Annotated in this window: 20 protein-coding genes; 11 read left to right on the forward strand and 9 right to left on the reverse strand. The window is 46.4% G+C overall.

Annotated elements, in window-relative coordinates; genetic code table 11:
* Positions 1 to 168 precede the first annotated feature (168 nt).
* Both J2W69_RS13785 and J2W69_RS13790 read right to left on the reverse strand, forming a co-directional pair.
* Positions 169 to 1,128 (reverse strand): S41 family peptidase, encoded by a 960-nt coding sequence (locus tag J2W69_RS13785; RefSeq protein ID WP_310279483.1) that lies wholly within the window; start codon positions 1,126 to 1,128, stop codon positions 169 to 171.
* 69 nt (positions 1,129 to 1,197) lie between these two features.
* Complete coding sequence (locus J2W69_RS13790; protein WP_310279485.1) at positions 1,198 to 1,602, reverse strand: hypothetical protein; 405 nt, start codon at positions 1,600 to 1,602, stop codon at positions 1,198 to 1,200.
* Between the two features lie 341 nt (positions 1,603 to 1,943).
* Between J2W69_RS13790 and J2W69_RS13795 the strand changes: the two genes are divergently transcribed.
* The 3 genes from J2W69_RS13795 (at position 1,944) to J2W69_RS13805 (ending at position 4,349) form a co-directional block, all read left to right on the forward strand.
* Positions 1,944 to 2,969 carry a branched-chain amino acid aminotransferase gene (locus J2W69_RS13795; protein WP_310279537.1) on the forward strand — a complete coding sequence of 342 codons (1,026 nt, stop codon included), beginning with the start codon at positions 1,944 to 1,946 and terminating at the stop codon, positions 2,967 to 2,969.
* A gap of 289 nt (positions 2,970 to 3,258) precedes the next feature.
* Positions 3,259 to 3,627, forward strand: coding sequence for a PadR family transcriptional regulator (locus J2W69_RS13800; protein WP_310279487.1), 369 nt, complete (start codon positions 3,259 to 3,261; stop codon positions 3,625 to 3,627).
* The gene (locus tag J2W69_RS13805; protein ID WP_310279489.1) at positions 3,624 to 4,349 is read left to right on the forward strand and encodes a permease prefix domain 2-containing transporter; all 726 of its coding nucleotides are present in this window, start codon (positions 3,624 to 3,626) and stop codon (positions 4,347 to 4,349) included. Before J2W69_RS13800 ends, J2W69_RS13805 begins: the two co-directional genes overlap by 4 nt.
* Before the next feature lie 83 nt (positions 4,350 to 4,432).
* Here the strand turns inward: J2W69_RS13805 and J2W69_RS13810 are convergent, their stop codons facing one another.
* The gene (locus J2W69_RS13810) at positions 4,433 to 6,304 is read right to left on the reverse strand and encodes an endonuclease/exonuclease/phosphatase family protein (protein ID WP_310279491.1); all 1,872 of its coding nucleotides are present in this window, start codon (positions 6,302 to 6,304) and stop codon (positions 4,433 to 4,435) included.
* 341 nt (positions 6,305 to 6,645) lie between these two features.
* On the opposite strand from J2W69_RS13810, the gene J2W69_RS13815 reads away from it, so the two are divergent.
* The 6 genes from J2W69_RS13815 (at position 6,646) to J2W69_RS13840 (ending at position 12,977) form a co-directional block, all read left to right on the forward strand.
* Positions 6,646 to 6,951: a nucleotidyltransferase family protein gene (locus J2W69_RS13815; RefSeq protein WP_405047889.1), complete on the forward strand. Its 306-nt coding sequence runs from the start codon at positions 6,646 to 6,648 to the stop codon at positions 6,949 to 6,951.
* 162 nt (positions 6,952 to 7,113) lie between these two features.
* On the forward strand, positions 7,114 to 7,824 hold the full coding sequence (locus J2W69_RS13820; RefSeq protein ID WP_310279541.1) for a HipA family kinase: 711 nt from the start codon (positions 7,114 to 7,116) through the stop codon (positions 7,822 to 7,824).
* Entirely contained in the window at positions 7,821 to 8,660 is an 840-nt protein-coding gene (locus tag J2W69_RS13825; RefSeq protein ID WP_310279493.1) for a DUF3037 domain-containing protein, read from the forward strand. The genes J2W69_RS13820 and J2W69_RS13825 overlap by 4 nt, the downstream gene beginning before the upstream one ends.
* Positions 8,661 to 8,760: 100 nt before the next feature.
* Entirely contained in the window at positions 8,761 to 10,272 is a 1,512-nt protein-coding gene (gene dgt / locus J2W69_RS13830) for a dGTPase (protein WP_310279495.1), read from the forward strand.
* A gap of 143 nt (positions 10,273 to 10,415) precedes the next feature.
* Positions 10,416 to 10,772 (forward strand): hypothetical protein, encoded by a 357-nt coding sequence (locus tag J2W69_RS13835; RefSeq protein ID WP_310279497.1) that lies wholly within the window; start codon positions 10,416 to 10,418, stop codon positions 10,770 to 10,772.
* Between the two features lie 270 nt (positions 10,773 to 11,042).
* Positions 11,043 to 12,977, forward strand: a complete 1,935-nt coding sequence (locus J2W69_RS13840) for an NACHT domain-containing protein (protein ID WP_310279499.1) — start codon at positions 11,043 to 11,045, stop codon at positions 12,975 to 12,977.
* Positions 12,978 to 13,119: 142 nt separating this feature from the next.
* Here J2W69_RS13840 and ilvA read toward each other — a convergent pair whose 3' ends face one another.
* The 4 genes from ilvA to ilvG all read right to left on the reverse strand — a co-directional run bounded on the left by ilvA (position 13,120) and on the right by ilvG (position 18,616).
* Entirely contained in the window at positions 13,120 to 14,622 is a 1,503-nt protein-coding gene (gene ilvA, locus J2W69_RS13845) for a threonine ammonia-lyase, biosynthetic (RefSeq protein ID WP_310279543.1), read from the reverse strand.
* Positions 14,623 to 14,723: 101 nt separating this feature from the next.
* A complete protein-coding gene (ilvD, locus tag J2W69_RS13850; protein WP_310279501.1) occupies positions 14,724 to 16,577 on the reverse strand; it encodes a dihydroxy-acid dehydratase in 1,854 nt (617 codons plus the stop codon).
* A 111-nt stretch (positions 16,578 to 16,688) separates the two neighbouring features.
* Positions 16,689 to 16,961, reverse strand: coding sequence for an acetolactate synthase 2 small subunit (ilvM, locus tag J2W69_RS13855; protein ID WP_310279504.1), 273 nt, complete (start codon positions 16,959 to 16,961; stop codon positions 16,689 to 16,691).
* Complete coding sequence (gene ilvG / locus J2W69_RS13860) at positions 16,958 to 18,616, reverse strand: acetolactate synthase 2 catalytic subunit (protein ID WP_310279506.1); 1,659 nt, start codon at positions 18,614 to 18,616, stop codon at positions 16,958 to 16,960. The genes ilvM and ilvG overlap by 4 nt, the downstream gene beginning before the upstream one ends.
* 594 nt (positions 18,617 to 19,210) lie before the next feature.
* Between ilvG and J2W69_RS13865 the strand changes: the two genes are divergently transcribed.
* Entirely contained in the window at positions 19,211 to 19,504 is a 294-nt protein-coding gene (locus tag J2W69_RS13865) for a DUF1289 domain-containing protein (protein WP_310279508.1), read from the forward strand.
* A gap of 146 nt (positions 19,505 to 19,650) precedes the next feature.
* On the opposite strand, the gene J2W69_RS13870 is transcribed toward J2W69_RS13865, so the two are convergent.
* Together J2W69_RS13870 and J2W69_RS13875 are read right to left on the reverse strand one after the other, a co-directional pair.
* Entirely contained in the window at positions 19,651 to 20,199 is a 549-nt protein-coding gene (locus tag J2W69_RS13870; RefSeq protein ID WP_310279510.1) for a hypothetical protein, read from the reverse strand.
* Positions 20,200 to 20,278: 79 nt separating this feature from the next.
* Entirely contained in the window at positions 20,279 to 21,178 is a 900-nt protein-coding gene (locus tag J2W69_RS13875) for a LysR family transcriptional regulator (protein ID WP_310279512.1), read from the reverse strand.
* 140 nt (positions 21,179 to 21,318) lie between these two features.
* On the opposite strand from J2W69_RS13875, the gene J2W69_RS13880 reads away from it, so the two are divergent.
* A complete protein-coding gene (locus tag J2W69_RS13880; protein ID WP_310279514.1) occupies positions 21,319 to 22,077 on the forward strand; it encodes an SDR family NAD(P)-dependent oxidoreductase in 759 nt (252 codons plus the stop codon).
* Positions 22,078 to 22,178 lie beyond the last annotated feature (101 nt).

A 22,178-nucleotide genomic window follows, 5' to 3' on the forward strand; every position in this document is an offset into this window, starting at 1 on the left:
CAAAAATGAATTAATTTGAGTTAACTTATAGCAGAACTTAAACTTTATCTCAATTTTATTGGTTATTGAGATGAAATTGGAAATATCCGCCTATTCACTGCCAATGCAGCGCAGCAAACCCGTGACAAAAACCAGCAGTCACTTCCGTAGCTGCTGGTTTGGTTAACTTTAACTCCCCTTATTCACCACCTTCAAAGCCGTATAAAGCGCCATTTCCGCGCTTACCCTGATATTCGGCTCTACACCAACCCGCTCAAAGTTAGTGCCTGTGACTGGGTTTATGGGCCTGAACATCGGAATACGCACAAAAAGCCAGTCGTTGACCTGGGCTGCACCAGTGTAATGCGCCAGACCAGCGCTGGTTTCGCCAATCAGCACAGCGCGGCCAAGTTGCTGCAAGGTATAAGTAAAAAACTCGCCAGCACTGGCCAATTGTTTGCTTTGCAGAATATACAGCGGCTTGGTTTTTAATAGTTCTGAATCCGGCACGGCCAGGCTTAGTACTTGCTCAGTACTTTTACCATTGCGATCCAAGACTTCCCACAGCAGCGTACCTTCTGGCACAAAGTGGCTGATCAAATACTGCACCAACTGGGGTGAACCACCAGCGCTATCACGCAGGTCAATCACAATATGATCGCTGTGGCTTAAAAACACTAAAGCGGCATGACCAATTTTATGCGCTTCTTCGGCCTGCCAGAATTTATGCAGTTTCAGATAACCCACATTGCCTGGCAAAATACGCGCCTGCTCAAAGGCAAAGTTATTGATTTTGCGCTCTTCAGTTTCTTTTAAACGATGCGATACACCACCTTGTTCAGCGATCAAAGCCAGACTCAAATGACCATCGCCGCTGTATTGACGCATTAAATCCCCTACTTTGTCAGCAAACTGTTCCTGAGTAGTGATATCAGCCAAAGCGCCGCTTTGCTCTTGTTGCAGCAAAAGCGCACTGACTTTTAGCGCAGTTTCGGGAAATACATACTGCTGATTCAGAATGGTGTTGATGCCCACAATACTGGCCTGCCTTTCGGCTGGGGTAAGAGGGGTGTTGGCCTGAACAAAAAATGGAAAAACAACAACAAGCAGCGCCAGAGCAAGGCACTGTCTTTTTAATAAAGAAATCATAAAAACCTCAAATAACTGATAAAAATTCGGTAAAAAACTCTAAAAAATAACGAATTCAGTAACTTGAAGTTAAAGCTGATAATAAAGCCGTTTTTTATGCAGGTTAGCGTCGTGCCATAACGACAGCCGAAAACGCCGGCTTGGGCCTGCGCGAATAAACCAAAGCAATAGCAGAAAACTCAAAGGCAGTATCAAGGGAATTAAAGCTAAAGCCAGTTTGCCAAACTCCAGCACCAACTGGTAATCCGCCTGCTGTTTTTGATGCAAAAATAATAAAGCAGGGCTGCGCTTAAGTTGTTGCAACAAAGGCGCTTCGCCGGTATCCGCAGCAACGGTCCAAAGCTGCTGATACTCTGGCCCCTGCTGTTCAGTTGCAGAAGTGGTATGCAGAAAGGCCAGCAGCCATACCAAAGCTACGCTTGCCAGCAGCAAAGCCGCTTTTCGCATTAGTTTTGTGTTGGGTTGAAGTGGCATGACATGCTTCCTGTATAACATAACAGGAGGATAGGGATTGCCCGGATCAAAAACAAGGCTGAACAGGAACAATCTGCCCACCCATACTGGTTTTCCGTCTTTGCAACTACTGATCATCTGGCAATTTTCCCAAGAGTAAACCCCGTCAATCCTCAATTCCTGCCTGCCTGAAGGCAATTAGTTGATGCCTAATCAACCAAGCCTGAGTACAATGGCTAAGCGTTGATAATTCTCAGGGTTAAGTTTTTCACCAAGGCCGTGGCACAGCATCAAGCTAAAAGCCGCTATAAAGCCCAACCCATATAACAAAACGCATCCAACTTTAATCAGGCCAGCCTACACTGGCCCTTGAACATCAGCAGGAAAAAGAAAAAATGGCAGCTTTTGGTAGTGTATTTATGCCTGAAATGGCAATGGCCCGTTTTGATGGTACAGCCTGGAGTCAATCCGCAATAGTTCCGTCCGACAGCATCAGTCTGCACCCGGGCGCTCATGTGCTGCATTACGCCAGCACCTGTTTTGAAGGCTTAAAAGCCTTCCGTCATGAAGATGGTTCTGTGGTTATTTTCCGCATGGACAAAAACGTCGCCCGTATGCAACAAAGCTCTGAATTATTGTCTTTACCTGGCTTTGACGCAGAACTACTGAGCCAGATGATTGTGGATGTGGTTCGCCATTATGCCGCCGATGTACCAACGCCGCCTGGTTCTATGTATATCCGCCCTACTCATATCGGCACTGAACCAGCCATTGGTAAAGCAGCTACTCCAACCCTGACCTCTTTGCTTTATGTATTGTTATCTCCTGTCGGTGACTATTTTGCTGGCGGCAGCCGCGCTTTACGTTTGTTGATGGAAGACAACGCCCGTTGCGCTCCTCATATGGGCATGATCAAAAGTGGTGGTAACTACGCCAGCGCTCTGCAACCAACAATGCAAGCCAAAGCTAAATATCAGGCCGATCAGGTGCTGTTCTGTCCGAATGGCGACGTACAGGAAACAGGCGCAGCCAACTTCCTGTTGATCGACGGCAACGAAATTATCACCAAAGCACTGGACGCCTCCTTCCTGCACGGCATCACCCGCGACACCATCCTGACGCTGGCCCGTGACTTAGGCATGAAAGTATCAGAGCGTGAACTGACAGTAGACGAACTGCTGGAACGCGCCGCCAAACCAGGCACAGAAGCCGCTTTATCTGGCACAGCTGCTGTATTAGCACCTGTTGGCACCCTGATCCACCAAGGCAAAGAATACAAAGTAGGCAACGGCGAACCAGGCAGCACCACCGCCAAATTACGCCAAACCCTGAATGATATTCAGTGGGGCAAAGCCGAAGATAAACATGGCTGGTTAACTAAGCTTTAATCCGCGATATAACCAACAAGGGGCGGGTCTTGTACCCGCCACTCTAAAATTCCAATCTGATCCTGAATGGTTTTGCCCCGCCAGTTTTACCTTCAAACCAATCCACTATTACCACCTGCCACTGATGGCAAAAGGCCAACCTGGTTCGATACAGGCATATAAAAGGAACAGCTTGGACTGTTGCTTTTTCAATTTGGAAAACAAACATAAAATCCTCATATTTCCAGTAGCTTGCTTTCTGTTTTAATTTAATCTACTTTGTAGATGAATATTAATTAAGGGACTAAAAATGGCTCAGGACAAATTTATTGGTGAGCTGGAACAGATGGTGTTGCTTAGCGTGCTGCAACTAAAAGCAGAGGCTTATGGTACCCGGATCCGACAATATCTGGCGGATACTGTTGACCGCGACTTAAGTATTGGCGCTTTATACACCACGCTGGAGCGGCTGGAACAAAAAGGCCTGCTGACAGGCCGGTTAGGTGAAGCCACAGCTGAACGGGGTGGCCGCGCTAAAAAGTATTTTGCTGTCACAGCCGAAGGCCAACAGGCGCTCATTCGCAGCAAACAAGCGCTGGATCAGTTATGGCAAGGTTTGGCGCGCCAATCAGGCAAGCAGTTCAACACGACAAAAGATAACTCTGAGATTTTGGTATGAAACAGCCCACTTCGGAGCAGCAAAAAGATCACAAAAGCCACCAGTCAGAGCAACCTCCCCTGTTGTGCCAACGCTTGCTGGAATGGGTATTGCCAGACGCTTTGCAAGAGCCTGTACTGGGTGATCTGCAGGAAGAATTTATCGAACGACAACAACAAAATCACAGCCACGCTTGCTGGTGGTACAGGCAACAAGCTCTGTCCAGCTGTTGGCATTTTATTTATCAAACCAAAGGAGATTGGCTGATGTTTGTACTGAGTGTGGTGTTTTTTATTGGATTGTCTTTATGGGCCATGGTTGTAGCAAGCGCTGGTAACTCATGGATTTTTTATGACTTTATTTCACTGCTGCTGATTATTCCTCCGGCATTGTTATTTGCCGTTGGCGCAACCTCACGCCAAACCTCGCGTCAGGCCATGGCTTTTCTGGTGAACCCGCGGCAAGGCGCCAACGCTCAAACCTATCAGCAAATCCGTCATTTCTTTGACGTCATGGGCAACAGTGCTTTATTGCTGGGTTTTGTCAGTACTTTGATAGGCGTAGTGGCTATAGCAAACGCTATGAATGCAGAAAATTTTGCCGCCAGCTTTGGAGAAGCCACGGCAGTATGCTTGCTGACTTTACTGTATGGCTGTGGGTTAAAAACGCTGTGTTATATAGCAGCGCAAAAGGTGAGTTTTGTGGCTCAGGAAACCAGCCAGGATCACAATGTTTTAGGTTAAGAAGCATTTTTAACGCCAGTTTCGCATTAAAGGTTAAACGGGCAGAGACAAGCCCTGCCCGTACCTTATCAATATGCAGAATGCTATCGCAAAGTCAGCTCCGTAATAACGGCAGCATGATCGGAAGGCCAGGTATTATTCAGCACGGGCGCCGTTGAACTGCCTTCGCGCCCCACTGTAGTTTCAACTTCAGTGGTAAAAGCTCTGGACGCTGTTGGTTTTAATAAAGCACCTTGCCAATAAATCCTGTCAATACGATCCTGAGGTTCAGTGGCTTTAAACACAGGCGACCAGGTATTGCCGGGCGACAACACAGGATCAGGGTGAATATAACGATAAGTATCAGTAAAACCCGCTTTTACCACAGCATCGCTGGTTGGCCAGATCACCTTACCAACACCATTGCGTTTCCAGGCCGTAGCGGCTGTCCAGTCCAAATGGGATGGCACGTTAAAATCGCCGGCGAGTAACACAGGAGTTTCTGCAGATTGTGCAATCAGCGACTGCAGCCCGTTGAGCAAATATCTGATTTGCGGCAAGCGCTCAGAACGATGTTCTTCATGCAATACAGACTGAGGCGTAGCACCGGATAATTCAGCCGCATAAGGACCATAATAATGCGGATCCAAATGGGTATTCGCCAGCCATACAGAAAGATTATTGGCATAAGGAAGTTTGATTTTAGCCACCAGCGAGAAATCAATATTGGTGCTATCAAGCACAGGGAAGCGGCTGATAATCTGAATGCCAGCATAGGAGCCAACAGCGTGATACCAGCCAAGCTCGCTGGCAAGGCGCGCTGCTAAAGCCTGATTCACTTCCTGCAACGCAATAATATCGGCTTCTGACTTCACAATAGATTCGAGGCCTTTTTGGAAGCCATCATTCACCCGGCCAAAAGCTCGCCAGACATTGTAAGTCATCACTTTGATGGCAGATTGCTCCTGCTGCAAAGGTGTCAGCACTGGCAATGTCACTACAGCATCCACTGACACTTGTTGCTCTGAGTCCAGTGCGCGCACCACCAGTTGTTGCAACCCGGCATCGGATAATGCTGGCATGCCCTGCAGAATGCCGTCCGGCGATAAGGTTAACCAGCCTGGTCCTGAGATTAATTGAAAGGTGAAGGCGGCTGAGTTTTTCCGCAGGTATGCCGAGAGTTTTAATTGATAGTTCTGCTCTGCAACCGCCTGATAAATCCGGAATTTGGAGTTTACCCATGCCATTGGCCTGGCATCTTTTACAGTAAAACCGACAGGCCCGGCTTTCACTGTATAGCCGTCGTTGGCAAGCAGCCATAATTCGTACTGGCCTGCGGCTACAGGTGGCGAAATAGTCAGCGAACCACTGCCAATAGAACTTGTGGCCGTTTTAGTACCATTTAAATACAGCCAGGCAGCAGAGCCAGGTCCTGGTGTGGTGCCCCTGGCATAAACACCCAGCCAGTCGGTTTTTGATGCTTTGGGATTATTGAATTCCACCACTAACTGCTCAGCAATTCCTGGCTGTGGATTCCTGATCACTAAGCCTGGCTGATCAGCCGAACTTAACACCTCAAAATTCACCGCCTGAGCTAAAGGGCTATAGCCATTGTTAGCTAAAAACCAAAGGCTGTAGCGCCCGGGCGACAAAGGTGTGGCCGCAAAGCTCACCCGGCCATTGATACCCACAGCTGAAGCCAAACGACTGTTATTAATATATTTCCAATCCGTGGCCGCTCGCGTTCCCGGCTGCACATTTTGTGGATAAATACCAAACCAATCCGAGACATTGCCAGAGCCGCCGGTAAAAACAACCTCAATAGTTTCAGTGGTATAAAAAACACTTTTTGTTAGTGAGAATTGTGCAGAGCTATTTGACTGTACCTGACTGGCATTGGTAATAGCAGCAGCGAACATCAGCAGCAATGCCATTCCGTACAGCAACAAGGTATGAGCAACAGAGTGTAAACGCATAAGTAAGCCTCACTTGATGGGAAGGCAGCCACAATAAATCAACAATATTTACACAATATGACATTATGTATTTTTTATACAATATATCTTAGTCGGTATAGTCAGGGTTACAGAATGCAGGGTAAATCAGCGGGTGGTGCTGTACCAAGTGAAGCCAAATAAGCTACGAATGCAGCCTTTCAGGCTTCATTAAACAAATTTCGTCTCTGCTACCGGAGCATAGATCCATATCAGCGATCTACGCCCGGCAGACAAGGCACCCGACCTAGGGTTATATGTTCTTACTCACAAGGCTAAAATCTACTCAACTTCAGCAGAGAACTCTTTTAGGAAAGCCTGGTATGGAAAACACAGGTATAAAACCTTCAGTTGCCTTAGCCACACACCGAGAAGAGATCCTTAAGATCATCGCGGCACACCATGCCAGTAATGTCCGGGTCTTTGGTTCTGTGCTGCAAGGTACAGACACAGAACAAAGCGATTTGGATCTGCTGGTCGACCCCACAGCAGAAATGACCATGCTGGATATAGGAGCCGTACGGCACAAATTGCTGAAACTGCTGAATGTTCAGGTCGATGTACTTACGCCCAATGCTTTACCAGAAAAATTCAGAGCGGCGGTGTTGGCGAAGGCTAAACCTTTATAGGCTGTTGCATACAAAAACCCATCAAAACCGCTGCATCAATAGAAACAACATGGCATTTGTAGCAAGTCCCCAAAAACCACTTGTACTTCCCACTACGCTGTTTTAACTTGGTTTTATTCAACAGCGACAACAGACACTTGCCGGGGTTTAACTTTGCTTGAAGTGGAAGAACTGCAGGAAAAGGCAACTCAGGGCCGAACCGAACCTTGGCTTTGTCGTTTGTCTGATGATCAGCTGTATTACATTAAAGGCCCTCAAGCCACCACCAAAGGCTTAATCAACGAAGCAGTGTGTGCATTTTTAGGCAGAGCTTTTGGCCTGAATGTGCCTGCACATTATCCGGCTTACTTGCCTGCACAAATGCTGACGTATAATGAAGCAGCACGCCAAATACTGGGCGACGGCAACTCTGTAGTTTTTGCTTCGAGGCAAGTGAAAGGCATGATTGAATTCTCGCCTTCATTACAACAAAGCCTGCCAATACAGTTCGCTAAAGATTTGTTTCTATTTGATTATTGGATCAAAAATGAAGACAGAACTATGGGGCAAACCAGTGGTAACCCGAACTTATTCCTGGACGGACGTTCCAACAGTTATGTAGTGGTGGATCACAATCTGGCTTTTGACCCAAACTACAACTTTGCACAAAATGCGCCATTACACTTGAGTTACCCGTTTTGGTTTAACCAACAACAGGATCAGCTCTGGCGTGAGTATTACAGTCCTAAGCTAGAGATTGCGCTCGAGGGTTTAGCCCAGTATGCTGCCAGTCTGCCGGAAGAATGGTTAGCTGCGGAGCCTGATTATCTGGCTCATATTTCAGCCACTTTGGCATTGTTCAGAACAGACAATTTTTGGGAGGCTCTGATATGAAGACTTTATATCAGTATGCAATAGTAAGGTTTTTACCTCATGCAGAGACGGGCGAATTCGCCAACGTCGGCATAGTGCTGTGCGCTCCTGAACAAGCTGCTTTTGAATTCCGCTTAGCTCCAACCCGCTTTGCCCGAGTGACCGATTTCTTTGAAGATGTTGAAGGCAAGTTATACAAAACCACCATTACTACAGTTCAAAACGAGCTAAAACGCATTAAAGACTACACCACTACTGTATTACCAAAAGAGTTGGTGGCGATGATGCAGGAATTAGTGCGGCCTCGGGAAACGCTGGTGCGTTACTCAGACCTTCGCACTATGTACGTTGATAAAAAGCCTGCCGAATTAGCAGACCACTTATTTGAACAACTGGTTCACCGTACTTTCCTGACCGAAGAATATCAGGAACAGTTAATGGTTCGCGCCATCAGAGCCCAGCTGAAAACTGAAAAGCTGACTCATTTTAAAAAGCAGGCCCTTGCTGGCCGCTATGACGAAATAACCTTCCCGCTGGTTGCAAAAACCAACGACACCTTTGTGATCCGCCCTTTGGCATTCCAGCATAAAAATGCCACCAAAATAATGGACCACGCCCAAACCTGGCTGGGACGTTTTGGCCGTCTAGCACAAAACGATGTGCTGAAAAAAGACAACATACTGCTGCCACTGCAAGGCCCAACACAAACCAACACTAAACTGGCTGGCGCTTTTAAAGAAGTAGAGCGGGAGTTTGCTCAGTTTGGCTTGCACACTATTCGTCATAACGACACCCAAGCTATTACCGCTTTCGCCAAACAGGCGTTAACAGCTGATGGGTTTCATCTGGCGCATTAATCCTCTGCCATAGCTGCTATAAAAAATCTGCTTGAGCTTTAGATGTACCTGTTTTAATTTGAACTAAGCCATTTTGGCTGCAGTTCAAGGAGTTGTCCTGATGGATATAGATTTTCGTACTAAAATCAAAGCCGATCGCCCCTACCGCACTTCGTCAGCCCCTTTACAATTTGCCCTCGAAAGTGACAGAGGCCGTATTATTAATTCGGCAGCCATCAGGCGGTTACAGCAAAAAACTCAGGTGTTTCCGTTAGAACGAAATGCAGCAGTTCGTAGCCGATTAACCCATTCGATGGAGGTGCAGCAGGTTGGCCGGTTTATTGTGCAATCCATTTGCCGCCTGTTAAGTGAAAAATATCAGGACTCCGCAGTAAACAAGACTGATCCTTACCATTTCACCGAGCTGGAACGGCCAATAGAAAGCCTGATAGAAATGGCTTGTCTGATGCACGATATCGGCAACCCGCCTTTTGGCCACTCAGGCGAAGCTGCTATCAATAAATGGTTTTCATGTAATTTGTTTCGGATCAAGCCCAAAGAAGCGATCAGGAAATCTGAAACTGCAGCATTGTTGTGGCAGAAACTGACGCTTGAACTGCAAAACTATGAAGGCAACGCACAAGGTATTCGGATTGTTACCTCACTACAAACGATGAACCTGACCTACTCCCAATCAGCTTGCATTATGAAGTACACCAAACCCGCTTGGTTAATACCTGAAGATGAGCACAAACCTTACAGTTACCTGATGAAAAAACCTGGCTACTTTTACACCGAAGCCGGGTTTGTCACACAGCAAAACGAAGTTTTAGGTATTGCCGAATTTCACCGCCATCCGCTGAGTTACATCATGGAAGCGGCTGACGATATATCCTACTGCATTGCAGATATTGAAGATGCGGTTGAAAAAGAACTGTTAAGTCTGGAGGAGTTAAAAGTAGCGCTACTGGAACATTTTAAAACCAACTGCAAGGTGCCTTGTGACAGCACACTAATAGGCTTAAGAGATAATGCCGTTACATTCGAAAACATAGTTAATGCTGCGTGGAAGAAAACTGAAAATCTCGCAGATAACAGGGTTTATGAGTTTTTTATTAGCCTACGTGTAGGAATTCTTCATCCTTTGGTTAAATATGCAGCGGAGCAGTTTCTCTCCAACATTGAGCAAATTTATAACGGCAGTTTTAACAGGGCATTATTAGAGGACGATAGCCAATACCACGCTGTGACTGAAACCTTTAAATCTGTAGCGCGCAGTTATGTGTTTAATGCTCGGGAAGTTGAATTATTGGAAATTCAAGGCTTTAAGATTATAGGAGGCTTGCTGGATTCGTATCTGCCTATAATGCGCCTGAGTAAAGATGATTTTGCAAAGGTGCTTGCTGGCAAGGCCAATAAAACGCTGCCTTTAGAAAATAGATTAGCTGGCCGCCTGCCAGGTAAATACAAATTCAGCTACCAAAAAGCATTACAAACCCCACCATCCAAGCTGCCGCACGATGACGAGGTTTATGAGCGCTATCTGCGCTGTCGGTTAATTCAGGATCATATCAGTGGCATGACAGATCACTATGCGCTGGACGAATACGAGGCGCTGGTTCTTTGCAGGTAGAACATACAGCCTATAGTACGGGACTCGGAGAGCCAAGATCGGCCTATTCGCAGTCCCAAAAAACCACTTGCCGTTTTAGCAAAGCTGCACTAACTTGGTTCTAAACAAGTTACAACTGTAACGAAGTCGCCGGAAAAGGAAGTTTGGCCGTTAAGTTCTTCTTGGCGTTTCAGCCTTTAGATCTCTCGCTTCATACCTTCTGCTTTTCTTATGCTACTTCAGATTTTAACTGGGGCACAGGGCAAGACCTGACACCCGTTTTAACCTGGCTGGGACGCTTTGACCGTTTAGCGCAAAACGATGTACTGAAAAAAGACAATATACTGCTGCCACTACAAGGTCCAACACAAGCCAACACTAAACTGGCAGGCGCTTTTAAAGAAGTAGAACGAGAGTTTGCTCAGTGTGGTCTGCATACCATTCGTCATAACGACACCAAAGCTATTACCGCTTTTGCCAAACAGGCTTTAACGGCTGATGGGTTTCATCTGACGCATTAACCTCTTAGTTAAACAGTCCCGAAAAAGAGCTTGCCGTTTCTGAAAAGCTGATTTACTTTGGTTCTAAACGAGTTACAACTGTAACGAAGTTGCCGGAAAAGGAAGTTATGGCAGTTCAGTTCTTCTTGGCATTTCAGCCTTTAGATCTCCCGCGTCATACCTTCTGCTTTTTTTATACAACTTCAGATTTCACTGGAGCACAGGGCAAGACCTGACACCGATTTTTGACACAGATTTTCGTTCTTTTAACTAACAACAAAGAAGAATAAAATGCTAGAAACAATAACACTGGAAAAATCTATTCAAGCAGCATTGCCTATAGCAACATCATTATATGAGAAAAATATAAAACCCATATTAGAAAGCGAGCTAATCAAATTCTTTAAAAAAAAGATAGAAATTGGAAAATTCAAAAGCAACCAGATTAGCTACATAGCCTCTATAGCAGGGCAGTCATCTATAATAAATACAATTGCTTTTCAAAATGCACCAAAAAAATTAGACGACCTTTATATACCGTTGACGATAAGTAAAGTAGCGAACAACGAGAAGATAAAAATAACAAACACTACCGACATTTTCAAAAAAGATAAAAAAGTTCTTATTGCTGACAATGCAGGGATGGGTAAATCAACCATTGCTAAGCGAGTAATACACAACGTAATTAAAAAAGGAGATTCTATTCCTGTGTTTGTTGAGCTAAGAAAGCTGCAGAACTCAGACATAGAAAATTACATCTCTACACTACTCAAAATTGAGAAAGACTGCCTTGTTGATGTCTTAAAAAAAATGCCATTAGTTTTTATATTCGACGGCATTGATGAGTTAGAAACTTCGATAACAAAAGATTCGATCGAATCAATAAAAGGCTTCATTAACAAGCTTGAACACCACAAGTTCCTAGTGACATCGAGACATGAAATATATCTATCAGAATTCCATGACTTCCTTAGATACAACATTGAACCAATGACAAAAAATGAATCATTCACGCTAATCAACAAATACGACCCAACGGGGATGATAGCGACAAAATTGATATCTGGAATAAAGAATGCAAATGATAACAATATAAATGACTTTCTATCTACGCCTCTATATGTATCTTTGCTTTTCTGCTCATACCGACACAAAACAGTCATACCTCAGAAAAAATTCATGTTCTACTCTCAAGTTTACGAGGCACTTTTTGAGTCACATGATTTAAGTAAGGATGTAGGATATGTTCGAAAGAAGCATAGTAGCCTTGATAGTGTAGAGTTTCACACAATACTTCGAAGGTTGGGTTTTTTCTGTTTAAAAAATGGCGGTAAAATTGAGTTCATGAAGGATGAGCTTGAAATTATAATAAGCGGCATAATTAAGGAGTGTCCCGACATATCATGCTCATCCAGTAATTTTGTAAAAGACATAACAACAACAGTCCCTTTATTCGTAAAAGAAGGAAGCAACATCAGATGGTCCCACAAATCATTAATGGAATACTTTGCAGCAATGTTTATATGCCATGATGCTAAAGAGAAAAGCCATGAAGTTTTGCTAAAAATGTACCACAGCACGTCTTGGCATAAGTACATTAATGTTTTCGAATTATGCGCTGACATTAACTATACAATATTTAAGTCTTCCATAGCCGAAACCGTCCTCTCAGAATACATTTCAAAATATGAAGAATATAGTAAAAAACAAGGTGAACATTTCAAACCTAAATTATCAAGTGAGCGTTTCTGCCTGTCTTACGGTTCAAAAATAAGAGTTGTTTCTTTGGCGAATTTTAACGGTGATTCAGCCTTGCGCTCCATTATTGAAGAAGATGACAGCAGCAGTGATCATAAAATATTTCATTCAATAATTAGCATGAACTCAAACCCCATAGTAGTAACTACATATAGAGGAAAGGAGTCCTACATACTAAAGATCATTGCCACGAAGGCAGGTTGCGATGAGATTAAAAGAAATAGAGATATATCAATATCTGATTTCGCAGAAAAAATACATACTCAATGCAAAGAAAACAACCATATGAATTACTCTATCGAAGACTCAACGTCTTTCCTAAATAAAGAAGAAAACTTTGAAGCAGCCAATGAAATACTGAAATATCAACATATTGCATTGCTCCCAATTGACCTAGCCAAAGATATCCTAGAGTCTATTAGACGAGATCGTACAGATGGTATAGATAGTCTGTTACAAGGTTTCTAGATGAATAGAAAATACTCCTTATACATACACAGCAAAATTCAAAGGCGGCCACTCAAAAAGGTTCCCTACAAATCCGCATGTAGTTAGATCCTTCGGAGTCAAAACACTAGCAAGCCAAATGTTTGGCTTGCAGCCTCAATCCTCACGAAGTCAAAAACACCTTATAAGCCCCATTACTGGTCACCAACCGATACTCATAACCCAAAGTATCCAAATGCTCTGCTATTTCTTCATGATCAGCAATCTCAAACCCAGCTAATACATCACCAGTAGCGGCGCCGTGGTTGCGGTAGTGGAATAAGGTGATATTCCATTTTTCGCCCAGGGTGTTCAGGAAGTTCATTAGCGCGCCTGGGTATTCCGGGAAGTTGAATTGGTAGACCTGCTCTTGCACTAAACGTGGTGGCATGCCGCCGACCATATGGCGTACGTGTAGTTTGGCCAATTCGTCGTCGGATAAGTCCTGATAGTCGTATCCTGCTGCTGATAAGGCTTGATTGACCTGTTGCAGTTCTTCCGCACCGTGCCGTAGTTTGATGCCAACAAAAATATGGGCTTTGTTGTCGCTGGCGTAGCGGTAGTTAAATTCGGTGATGGCGCGGCCGCCTAAGGTTTGGCAGAAACGGCGGAAGCTGCCTTTTTCTTCCGGAATAGTCACGGCAAATACCGCTTCTTTTTTCTCGCCCAGTTCGCAGCGCTCCGATACATAACGCAAAGTATCGAAGTTCAGGTTAGCGCCGCTCAGTACCGCACTCAGGTTTTGAGTCTGATCTGCAGTTGCTGCATATTTCTTCAGGCCAGCTAAAGCCAAAGCACCAGCAGGCTCTGCTACGGCTCGTAAGTCGTCGAAGATATCTTTGATGGCGGCACAAATTTCGTCGCTGGAGACTGTGATCACATCGTCGCAGTATAGATGCGCCAGTTTGAAGTTTTCTGTGCCTATGCGTTTTACCGCCACACCGTCGGCAAATAGTCCTACTCTGTCTAACGTAACAGGCTCGCCCGCGTCCATAGCGGCTTTTAAGCAGGCGGCGTCGTCTGGCTCTACCCCTATCACTTTAACGCCCGGCATCACGGCTTTGATATACACCGCCATACCAGCCAATAAGCCACCGCCGCCAACCGGAATAAATACCGCATCCAGTTTGTTATGTTGGCTTAACAACTCTTTCGCCACTGTGCCCTGACCTGCGATCACGTCGGCATCGTCAAAAGGAGGAATATAAGTGGCGCCCTGGGTAGTGGATAACTCGATGGCAAAGCGGTTGGCTTCGTCAAAGGCGGTGCCGTGCAGCAGCACTTTGCCACCCAGGGCTTTGACTGCTGCTACTTTAATTTCCGGCGTGGTAATAGGCATCACTATAGTAGCGTGCAGGCCCAGTTTACTGGCCGATAAAGCCACACCCTGCGCATGATTACCAGCAGATGCACAAACTACATTGCCGCCTGGGTTTTGCTCACGCACTTTATGCAGTTTATGAAAAGCGCCACGCAGCTTAAAAGAATACACAGGCTGCATATCTTCGCGCTTTAAAAGCACATGCTGACCAATACGCTGGCTGAGTTTTGGCATAGCCTGCAGCGGGGTTTCTATCGCCGCCTGATACACAGGCGACAGTAAAATTTCCCTTAAATACTGCTGCATTAAAGCCGGGTTAGGCGCAGGGCGCTGCCAGTCTGCCGCAGTTTTGCCTTGTTCTTTTACAGCGTCTTTTACAGCTTCTTTTACAGAGTTTTGCACAGCACTCATAGGTCTTCCAATTTACTCAAATCACGCACTGCGCCTTTATCGGCACTGCTTGCCAGCATGGCGTAGGCTTTTAACGCTGGGCTGACGGAGCGCACGCGATCCACAGGTTTCCAGGCCAGTTTGCCTTTGGCTTCCATAGCAGCTCGGCGCTCTGCTAATACTGCATCACTAACACCAATGGCGATGCTGCGGTTTGGAATATCAATGGCAATGGCGTCGCCTTCTTCGACCAGGCCAATAGCGCCGCCGCTGGCAGCTTCAGGTGATACATGGCCTATAGATAAACCCGAAGTACCACCGGAGAAACGGCCATCAGTGATTAAGGCGCAGGCTTTGCCTAAACCCATCGACTTTAAGTAGCTGGTTGGATACAACATTTCCTGCATGCCTGGGCCGCCTTTTGGCCCTTCGTAGCGGATGATCACTACGTCGCCAGCGACAATTTTACCTGCCAGAATGGCTTCTACTGAACTGTCCTGGCTTTCAAAAATACGGGCGCGGCCGTTAAACACCAGGTTTTCTTTTTCTACACCAGCGGTTTTAACAATACAGCCGTTTGGCGCTATGTTGCCGTACAGCACAGCCAAACCGCCGTCTTGTGAATAGGCATTTTCTTTGCTGCGGATACAACCTTCAGCGCGGTCGTCGTCCAGCGTTGGGTAACGGCAACTCTGCGAAAAGGCTTTAGTGGTACGGATACCTGCAGGGCCAGCGCGGAAGAAATCCAGCACCTGCTGATCTTTAGTTAAGGTGATATCAAAACGGTTGATCACATCACCCAACGAACTGCCCGCTACATGAGGTGTGTCCGGGTTTAATAAACCTGCCCGCAGCAGCTCACCTAATATCGCAATCACACCACCGGCGCGGTGTACGTCTTCCATATGGTATTTTTGCGTGCTCGGCGCCACTTTGGATAAATGCGGCACCATACGGGATAACCTGTCTATGTCGTTCATGCCAAAATCAACTTCGGCTTCAATGGCTGCGGCCAATAAATGCAGCACTGTATTGGTGGAACCGCCCATGGCGATATCCAGCATCATGGCGTTTTCGAAGGCGGTTTTATTGGCGATATTACGTGGTAAAGCGCTGGCGTCGTCTTGTTTATACCAGCGGTTGCATAAGTCCATAATGCGCTTACCGGCACTGATAAACAGCGCTTTACGGTCGCTATGAGTCGCCAGCATAGAGCCATTGCCCGGTTGGCCTAAACCTAAAGCTTCGACTAAACAGTTCATCGAGTTGGCGGTAAACATACCAGAGCAAGAGCCACAGGTTGGGCAGGCGCTGCGTTCAATTTGTTCGCTGTCGGCATCCGATACTTTTGGATCGGCAGCCGACACCATAGCGTCGACTAAGTCCAGCTTGATAATTTGGTCCGACAGTTTGGTTTTGCCTGCTTCCATAGGGCCACCAGAGACAAAAATGGCCGGGATATTCAGCCGAAGTGCAGCCATTAACATGCCCGGGGTGATTTTGTCGCAGTTGGAAATACAGACCATAGCGTCAGCGCAGTGGCCGTTGACCATATATTCTACCGAATCGGCAATGATTTCGCGTGACGGCAAGCTATACAACATACCGCCGTGGCCCATGGCGATACCGTCATCTATGGCGATGGTATTAAATTCTTTGGCGATACCACCTGCTTCTTCTATAGCTTCAGCCACCAGTTTGCCTAAATCGCGTAAATGCACATGGCCTGGCACAAACTGGGTGAAGGAGTTCACTACGGCAATAATAGGTTTACCAAAGTCGGTATCTTTTACCCCTGTGGCACGCCATAAAGCACGGGCTCCCGCCATATTACGGCCTTCGGTGGTGGTGGCGGATCTAAGCTTCGGCATCTCTTTATTACTCCAATTTAGTGTATTCCCCTTCGTACTTGGGGTATTCATAGTTTGTTATTTTTAAATGGGGTCTGACCCCATTTTTTAATTTGTCTTAAGTTTAGCGGCTTAAGCCCGCATTGAACCTGCTTTGGCTTGTGTGAGTTCAGACTCTACACAATCCAGATACTCGATATCGTATAACTTGTTTAACTGATTGGTCAGCAGGCTGATAGGTTTGTCGCTGACGATAGACAAAGTGACCAGCAAGCCGCTGAAATCGGCCATAGGTTTCATTTCCATGCCTGCCACTTCAAAGCCACGGTAACGGGTGACCTGCAATAACCGCTCTAATACCACAGGTTGGTTTTTAGTCTGGATGGTCAGTACATGGTTGCTCATTGGGCTTTCTCCGTTAACATATCCTGATTAGCTGCTCCTGGCGGTACTAATGGCCAGACGTTGTCTGTTTCATCTATTCTGACGTGCAATAAGTAAGGGCCTGGCCAGGTAAACATGGCTTCCAGCGCTGGTAATACTTCATCTTTGCGGCTGATGCTGTGGCCTGGAATGGCAAAAGCAGCGGCTAAAGAGACAAAATCCGGGTTGTCGGATAAATCGGTTTCGCTGTAGCGTTCGTTAAAAAACAGCTCCTGCCATTGTTTCACCATGCCTAAACGCTGGTTATCGACGATGACAATCTTCACCGGCAGGCGGAATCGTTTGATGGTGCCCAGTTCCTGCACATTCATCATAAAAGAGCCGTCGCCGCTGACTGTCACTACCGTATCTTTTGGTCGGGCCAACTGCGCACCTATGGCCGCTGGTAAACCAAAACCCATAGTGCCTAAGCCGCCACTGCTTAAATGATTACGCGGATGACTAAAGCTCATATGCTGCGCCACCCACATTTGGTGTTGGCCTACGTCGCAGCACACTACGGCGTTGTCCGGCAACCTTTCGCTTAACTGTTTCAGCATTAAAGGCGCGAAGATACGCTCACCCGGATGGTCATAACGCCAGCCGTGTTGCTGCTTCATCGCCAAACAATGTTTTAACCAGTCTTCACAGTGAGTGGGTACTGACATCGCAGGCAATAATTCGCGTAAATCCCCTATCATGGCGCATTCGGCACGGCGTAATTTGTGTAGCTCGGCCGGGTCTATATCGATATGGATCACTTTGGCGTCAGGTGCAAAAGCGGCCAGCTTGCCAGTCACCCTGTCATCAAAACGGGCGCCTAAACAGATTAATAAATCGCATTGCTGCACTGCATGATTGGCGGCCTGAGTGCCGTGCATACCTAACATGCCTAAGTAATAGGCATTAGACGGAGGAACTGTACCCATGGCTTTTAAAGTAGTCACAGACGGCATAGGGCTTTGGGCTAAAAAGTCTTGCAGCTGTGTTACGGCATCGGCCATATGCACACCACCGCCTATATAAGCTATTGGGCGCTTGGCATTTTGAATTAATAAACGTGCCTGATCTAAAGCAGCCGCTGGCAACAACTGCTGCTGAGTTGTCGCGGCTTCTTCCACTAAACGTGGCTTAAACTGCACTTCGGCCAGTTGCACGTCTTTAGGAATATCCACCAGAACCGGGCCAGGGCGGCCTGACATCGCAAGTGTAAAAGCTTCGTTTAAGGTGTGTTCCAGTTCGGTCACATCTGTCACCATAAAGCTGTGTTTGGTCACGGCCAGGCTTAACCCTAAAACGTCGACTTCCTGAAACGCATCTGTGCCCATTACGGCTTGCGACACCTGACCTGTGATGGCAACTAAAGGCACTGAGTCTAATAAAGCGTCGGCTAAGGAAGTGATCAGGTTAGTAGCGCCAGGACCAGAAGTGGCCATACAAACCCCAACTTTGCCTGAACTGCGGGCATAACCTATGGCAGAAAAAGCACCACCCTGTTCATGACGGCACAGGTAGTGTTTGACTTTGCTCTGATACAGCGCGTCGTAGATTGGCATAATAGCTCCGCCAGGATAGCCGAAGATATGTTCGACTCCCTTTTGCTCCAGCAGCTTAATCACCAGTTCTGCGCCTTTCATTATGTATCCCCTTTGCTCTTCGTACTTGAAGCTGCAGCGGTTTATGAATACTAATCCGGCACCGCTTTGGACGCTGGACGGGCGGGGGTAAACCCCGCCCCTACGTTTTCATCTACCCTGCAACCTTAATTAGGTTGAGCTCTAAATTTTCTATGTTGTTGTCAGTACAACAAAACCTTTCTTGAATTTTCCGGGGACCTTAAAACACAAAACCCCCGGACCTTTCGGTGCGGGGGTTTTGTTGAGAATTTTTTTGCTGCTTAAAATTCCAAACGCGAGCCCCCGCAGTGACTAATCACCACGATTACGAGGACCACAATAATGTTCAGAATAGAAGCTAAACGCATTTTTTAATTTTAACTCTTTGGTTAAGTATTTTACTTCGGCGGTGTTTTTACGTTAGATGCCGAAAATTTATGCCTATAGAAATAGCCGTCTAACCATCTTAAGTCAACAGATATTTTTGCTTTTGGCCTATTTTTGTAAAAAAATTACAAAAGCTGCATTTTTAGGCAGAATAGCCTTCGGCTTCTGGACTGAACAACCAGACCAAGCCAGACTCTTAGTGTTAACTGCCATATTTTATTGAGTGTTATGGATCAATTAGAGCTGTTTGACTTACCCAATCCTTGTATTGGGGTTTGCGAAAACAACAGCAGAGGTTATTGCCTCGGCTGCTTGCGCTCGCGTGACGAACGCTTTAACTGGCACAATAAGCCTGTGGCTGAACGCTCGCACATTCTGAAACTACTGGAGCAACGCAGAACCCGGCGTGATGCCAAACTGGCTCAACTTGCTGCTGAGAAAGCGGCCCAGCAAAAGCTGGATTTGGGCGAAACTCCAGCTATAGACGACAGTATTCCAATTATTTGGGATTTAGAGCTCTGATATTGGATTGGAATTAAACACCGGCGGAGTGTAGGGGCCGCGGCTTGTCCCGGCCCGTCCATCTGTTCCGCGTTGTATTTGGGTGTGGAATACCACGGTATCGTCACCACGGGCGGGGATAAATCCCGCCAGTGTGAGTTGTTGATTTAAACCCGGGCTGTTGGCACATTAGCGCAGTTGCTGCGGGGTCTTTGCCAGTTTTCTGTGACTATCTGCTCCGACTGTTTTACCAGTTCACCCGCAATAAACTCATACACCATAGCCAGATAGGCATAACCTATGGTTTCGTCTGAGCCTTCGTCAGTCAGGCAATGTTTATAGTCTTTGTCGGTTAAGGGCACTTTGATGGCGCCACTAAACCAGTTCGCTTTCAGCGGGTATTGTGTTTCGCTGAATAACAGCTGCGGGTCTATATTGACCACAGCTTCGCTTGTACAGTCTTTTTGCTGCAAGGTGTTTAAAAACAACTGCTGACCTTTTAATTCCCAAACGCCTTTATAACCACGCTGATCGGCGGCACAGGCCAGCTGATTTTGCAGTTTCAGCCGGATTTCGTCAGACTGATGCAGTTTATTCAGCGGGCTGCTGTCCACCTCATGGGGCACACCATCCACGATAAATTGATCAGCCACAGGGATAGCCGCAAAAGTAACAGTGCTGAACCACAACAATAAACTGACGCAAAAATAGCGCATTGAAGCTCCTTAGTTATGGTGAGTGAAGAGTGCGCCGGATCAGCAGGTTAACACCTTTTGTTTCGACAGTGACCACTCTTTAGTTGTAGCCCGAATTAATCAGTCCTTGCAACCAATCGATAAAAACTTTTAGCCTGCGGCTGAGCTGCCTTCGGTGTGCATACAACACAGAAATGGGCATAGCAGCGGCCTGATACTCTGGTAACACTTGCACCAGCTTGCCTTGTAACACCAACTGACGCACAGCCACTTCCGGCAACTGAATAATACCTAAACCAGCCAGACAAGCCGCTGTGTATGCTTCAGCGTTATTAACAGTGATAGCGCCTGACATGGGCAGGAACCTGATTTTTCCATCCTGACGATATTCAAAACCATCAGGTTTACCTGCCAGTTGCTGACTGTAAAACACTAAGTTGTGACTGTTTAAATCGTCCAGAGTTTCAGGCATACCAAATTTCTGCAGATAAGCCGGGCTGACACAATTCACCTGCGGCAATAACGCCAAAGGCCTGGCGATCAGGCTACTGCTGGTTAGTTGCCCGATACGGATCACGGCATCAAAACCTTCAGCTATTAAATCCACCCGCCGGTCTGTGCTGCTCAATTGAATATGCAGTTGCGGATGCTGGGCTAAAAACTCTGGCAGGGCTGGGATCACCGCTTCCCGCGCCAGGTTTGTGGGCATATCAATGCGTAATACACCTTTAAGCTGTTCAGGTTGTTGCTGAAACAATTGCTGCAAATCATCAAAATCAGCCAGCAGCTCAACACAACGCTGGTAATAATTGTTGCCGTCCTGCGTAAGCTCTACTCTTCTGGTGGTACGGTTTAACAGCCGCACATTCAGTTGAGTTTCCAATTGTTGAACCGCTTCCGACACTGAAGTTTTTGGCAAACCCAACTGTTCAGCTGTGCGGATAAAGCTACCCAGCTCTGCCACGCGCTGAAAAATTTGCATCTGCTGAATTCTGTCCATTCCCACCCTGCCTTTTTCTTTACAAGAAACTATCCGCAAATAACGGATAGTGATTCCGTTTATTCATTATTTATCCGGATTAAATCAAACAATACACTGCAGTTGTTGAATTAGCCAAACTTAACCACAGAGGAAATAACATGAGTCAGAAAATCGCTTTAATTACAGGTGCCAGCCGCGGTTTAGGAAAAAATGCCGCTTTAGCTTTAGCCAAAGCAGGTGTCGACTTAGTGCTTACCTACCACAGCAAAGCGGACGAAGCTGCAGCTGTAGTGGCAGAAGTTCAGGCCTTAGGCCGCAAAGCAGCTGCCATACAACTTGATACCAGCAATGTATCGTCTTTTGCTGGCTTTTCAGCACAATTAGCTACCCATTTGCAGCAAATATGGCAGCGCGACCAGTTTGATTTTTTAGTCAATAACGCAGGTTTTGGCATTTATGCCGCACTGAATGAAACCACAGAGCAGCAGTTTGACGCTTTGATGAATGTGCATCTCAAAGGTGTATTTTTCTTAACTCAGCAGCTGTTACCTCAGATTGCAGATGCTGGCCGTATTCTGAACTATTCATCTGGCTTAACCCGCTTTGCTTTGCCAGGTTATGGCGCTTATGCCGCGATGAAAGGTGCAGTTGAAGTATTAAGCCGCTATCTGGCGCTGGAATCAGGTGCGCGTGGTATCAGGGTCAATACGCTGGCGCCTGGTGCTATTGAAACTGATTTTGGCGGCGGCGCTGTGCGGGATAATGCGGATATTAATCACTATATTGCCTCACAAACTGCGTTAGGCCGGGTAGGTTTGCCTGATGATATTGGTGGTGTGGTGCAAATGTTATTGTCAGAACAAAGTGGCTGGATTAACGGCCAGCGTATTGAAGTTTCAGGCGGTATTCACCTGTAAAATGCTCTGTTGCAGGGCCGCTTCCTTAACGGCCCTGCTTTTATTTCAGCTGAAGACAAAAGGATAGATTGCACCTTGGTGCCCTGCTGGTTAGAGTGAAG

The sequence above is a fragment of the Rheinheimera soli genome (assembly GCF_031457405.1).
In the GTDB taxonomy this organism is placed as follows: Bacteria; Pseudomonadota; Gammaproteobacteria; order Enterobacterales; family Alteromonadaceae; genus Pararheinheimera; species Pararheinheimera soli_A.

Coding starts and splice junctions, on each gene's coding strand:
- J2W69_RS13785 (WP_310279483.1), bottom strand. CDS start 1,128: ATGATTTCTTTATTAAAAAGACAGTGCCTTGCTCTGGCGCTGCTTGTT.
- J2W69_RS13790 (WP_310279485.1), bottom strand. CDS start 1,602: ATGCCACTTCAACCCAACACAAAACTAATGCGAAAAGCGGCTTTGCTG.
- J2W69_RS13800 (WP_310279487.1), top strand. CDS start 3,259: ATGGCTCAGGACAAATTTATTGGTGAGCTGGAACAGATGGTGTTGCTT.
- J2W69_RS13805 (WP_310279489.1), top strand. CDS start 3,624: ATGAAACAGCCCACTTCGGAGCAGCAAAAAGATCACAAAAGCCACCAG.
- J2W69_RS13810 (WP_310279491.1), bottom strand. CDS start 6,304: ATGCGTTTACACTCTGTTGCTCATACCTTGTTGCTGTACGGAATGGCA.
- J2W69_RS13815 (WP_405047889.1), top strand. CDS start 6,646: ATGGAAAACACAGGTATAAAACCTTCAGTTGCCTTAGCCACACACCGA.
- J2W69_RS13825 (WP_310279493.1), top strand. CDS start 7,821: ATGAAGACTTTATATCAGTATGCAATAGTAAGGTTTTTACCTCATGCA.
- dgt (WP_310279495.1), top strand. CDS start 8,761: ATGGATATAGATTTTCGTACTAAAATCAAAGCCGATCGCCCCTACCGC.
- J2W69_RS13840 (WP_310279499.1), top strand. CDS start 11,043: ATGCTAGAAACAATAACACTGGAAAAATCTATTCAAGCAGCATTGCCT.
- ilvA (WP_310279543.1), bottom strand. CDS start 14,622: ATGCAGCAGTATTTAAGGGAAATTTTACTGTCGCCTGTGTATCAGGCG.
- ilvD (WP_310279501.1), bottom strand. CDS start 16,577: ATGCCGAAGCTTAGATCCGCCACCACCACCGAAGGCCGTAATATGGCG.
- ilvM (WP_310279504.1), bottom strand. CDS start 16,961: ATGAGCAACCATGTACTGACCATCCAGACTAAAAACCAACCTGTGGTA.
- ilvG (WP_310279506.1), bottom strand. CDS start 18,616: ATGAAAGGCGCAGAACTGGTGATTAAGCTGCTGGAGCAAAAGGGAGTC.
- J2W69_RS13865 (WP_310279508.1), top strand. CDS start 19,211: ATGGATCAATTAGAGCTGTTTGACTTACCCAATCCTTGTATTGGGGTT.
- J2W69_RS13870 (WP_310279510.1), bottom strand. CDS start 20,199: ATGCGCTATTTTTGCGTCAGTTTATTGTTGTGGTTCAGCACTGTTACT.
- J2W69_RS13875 (WP_310279512.1), bottom strand. CDS start 21,178: ATGGACAGAATTCAGCAGATGCAAATTTTTCAGCGCGTGGCAGAGCTG.
- J2W69_RS13880 (WP_310279514.1), top strand. CDS start 21,319: ATGAGTCAGAAAATCGCTTTAATTACAGGTGCCAGCCGCGGTTTAGGA.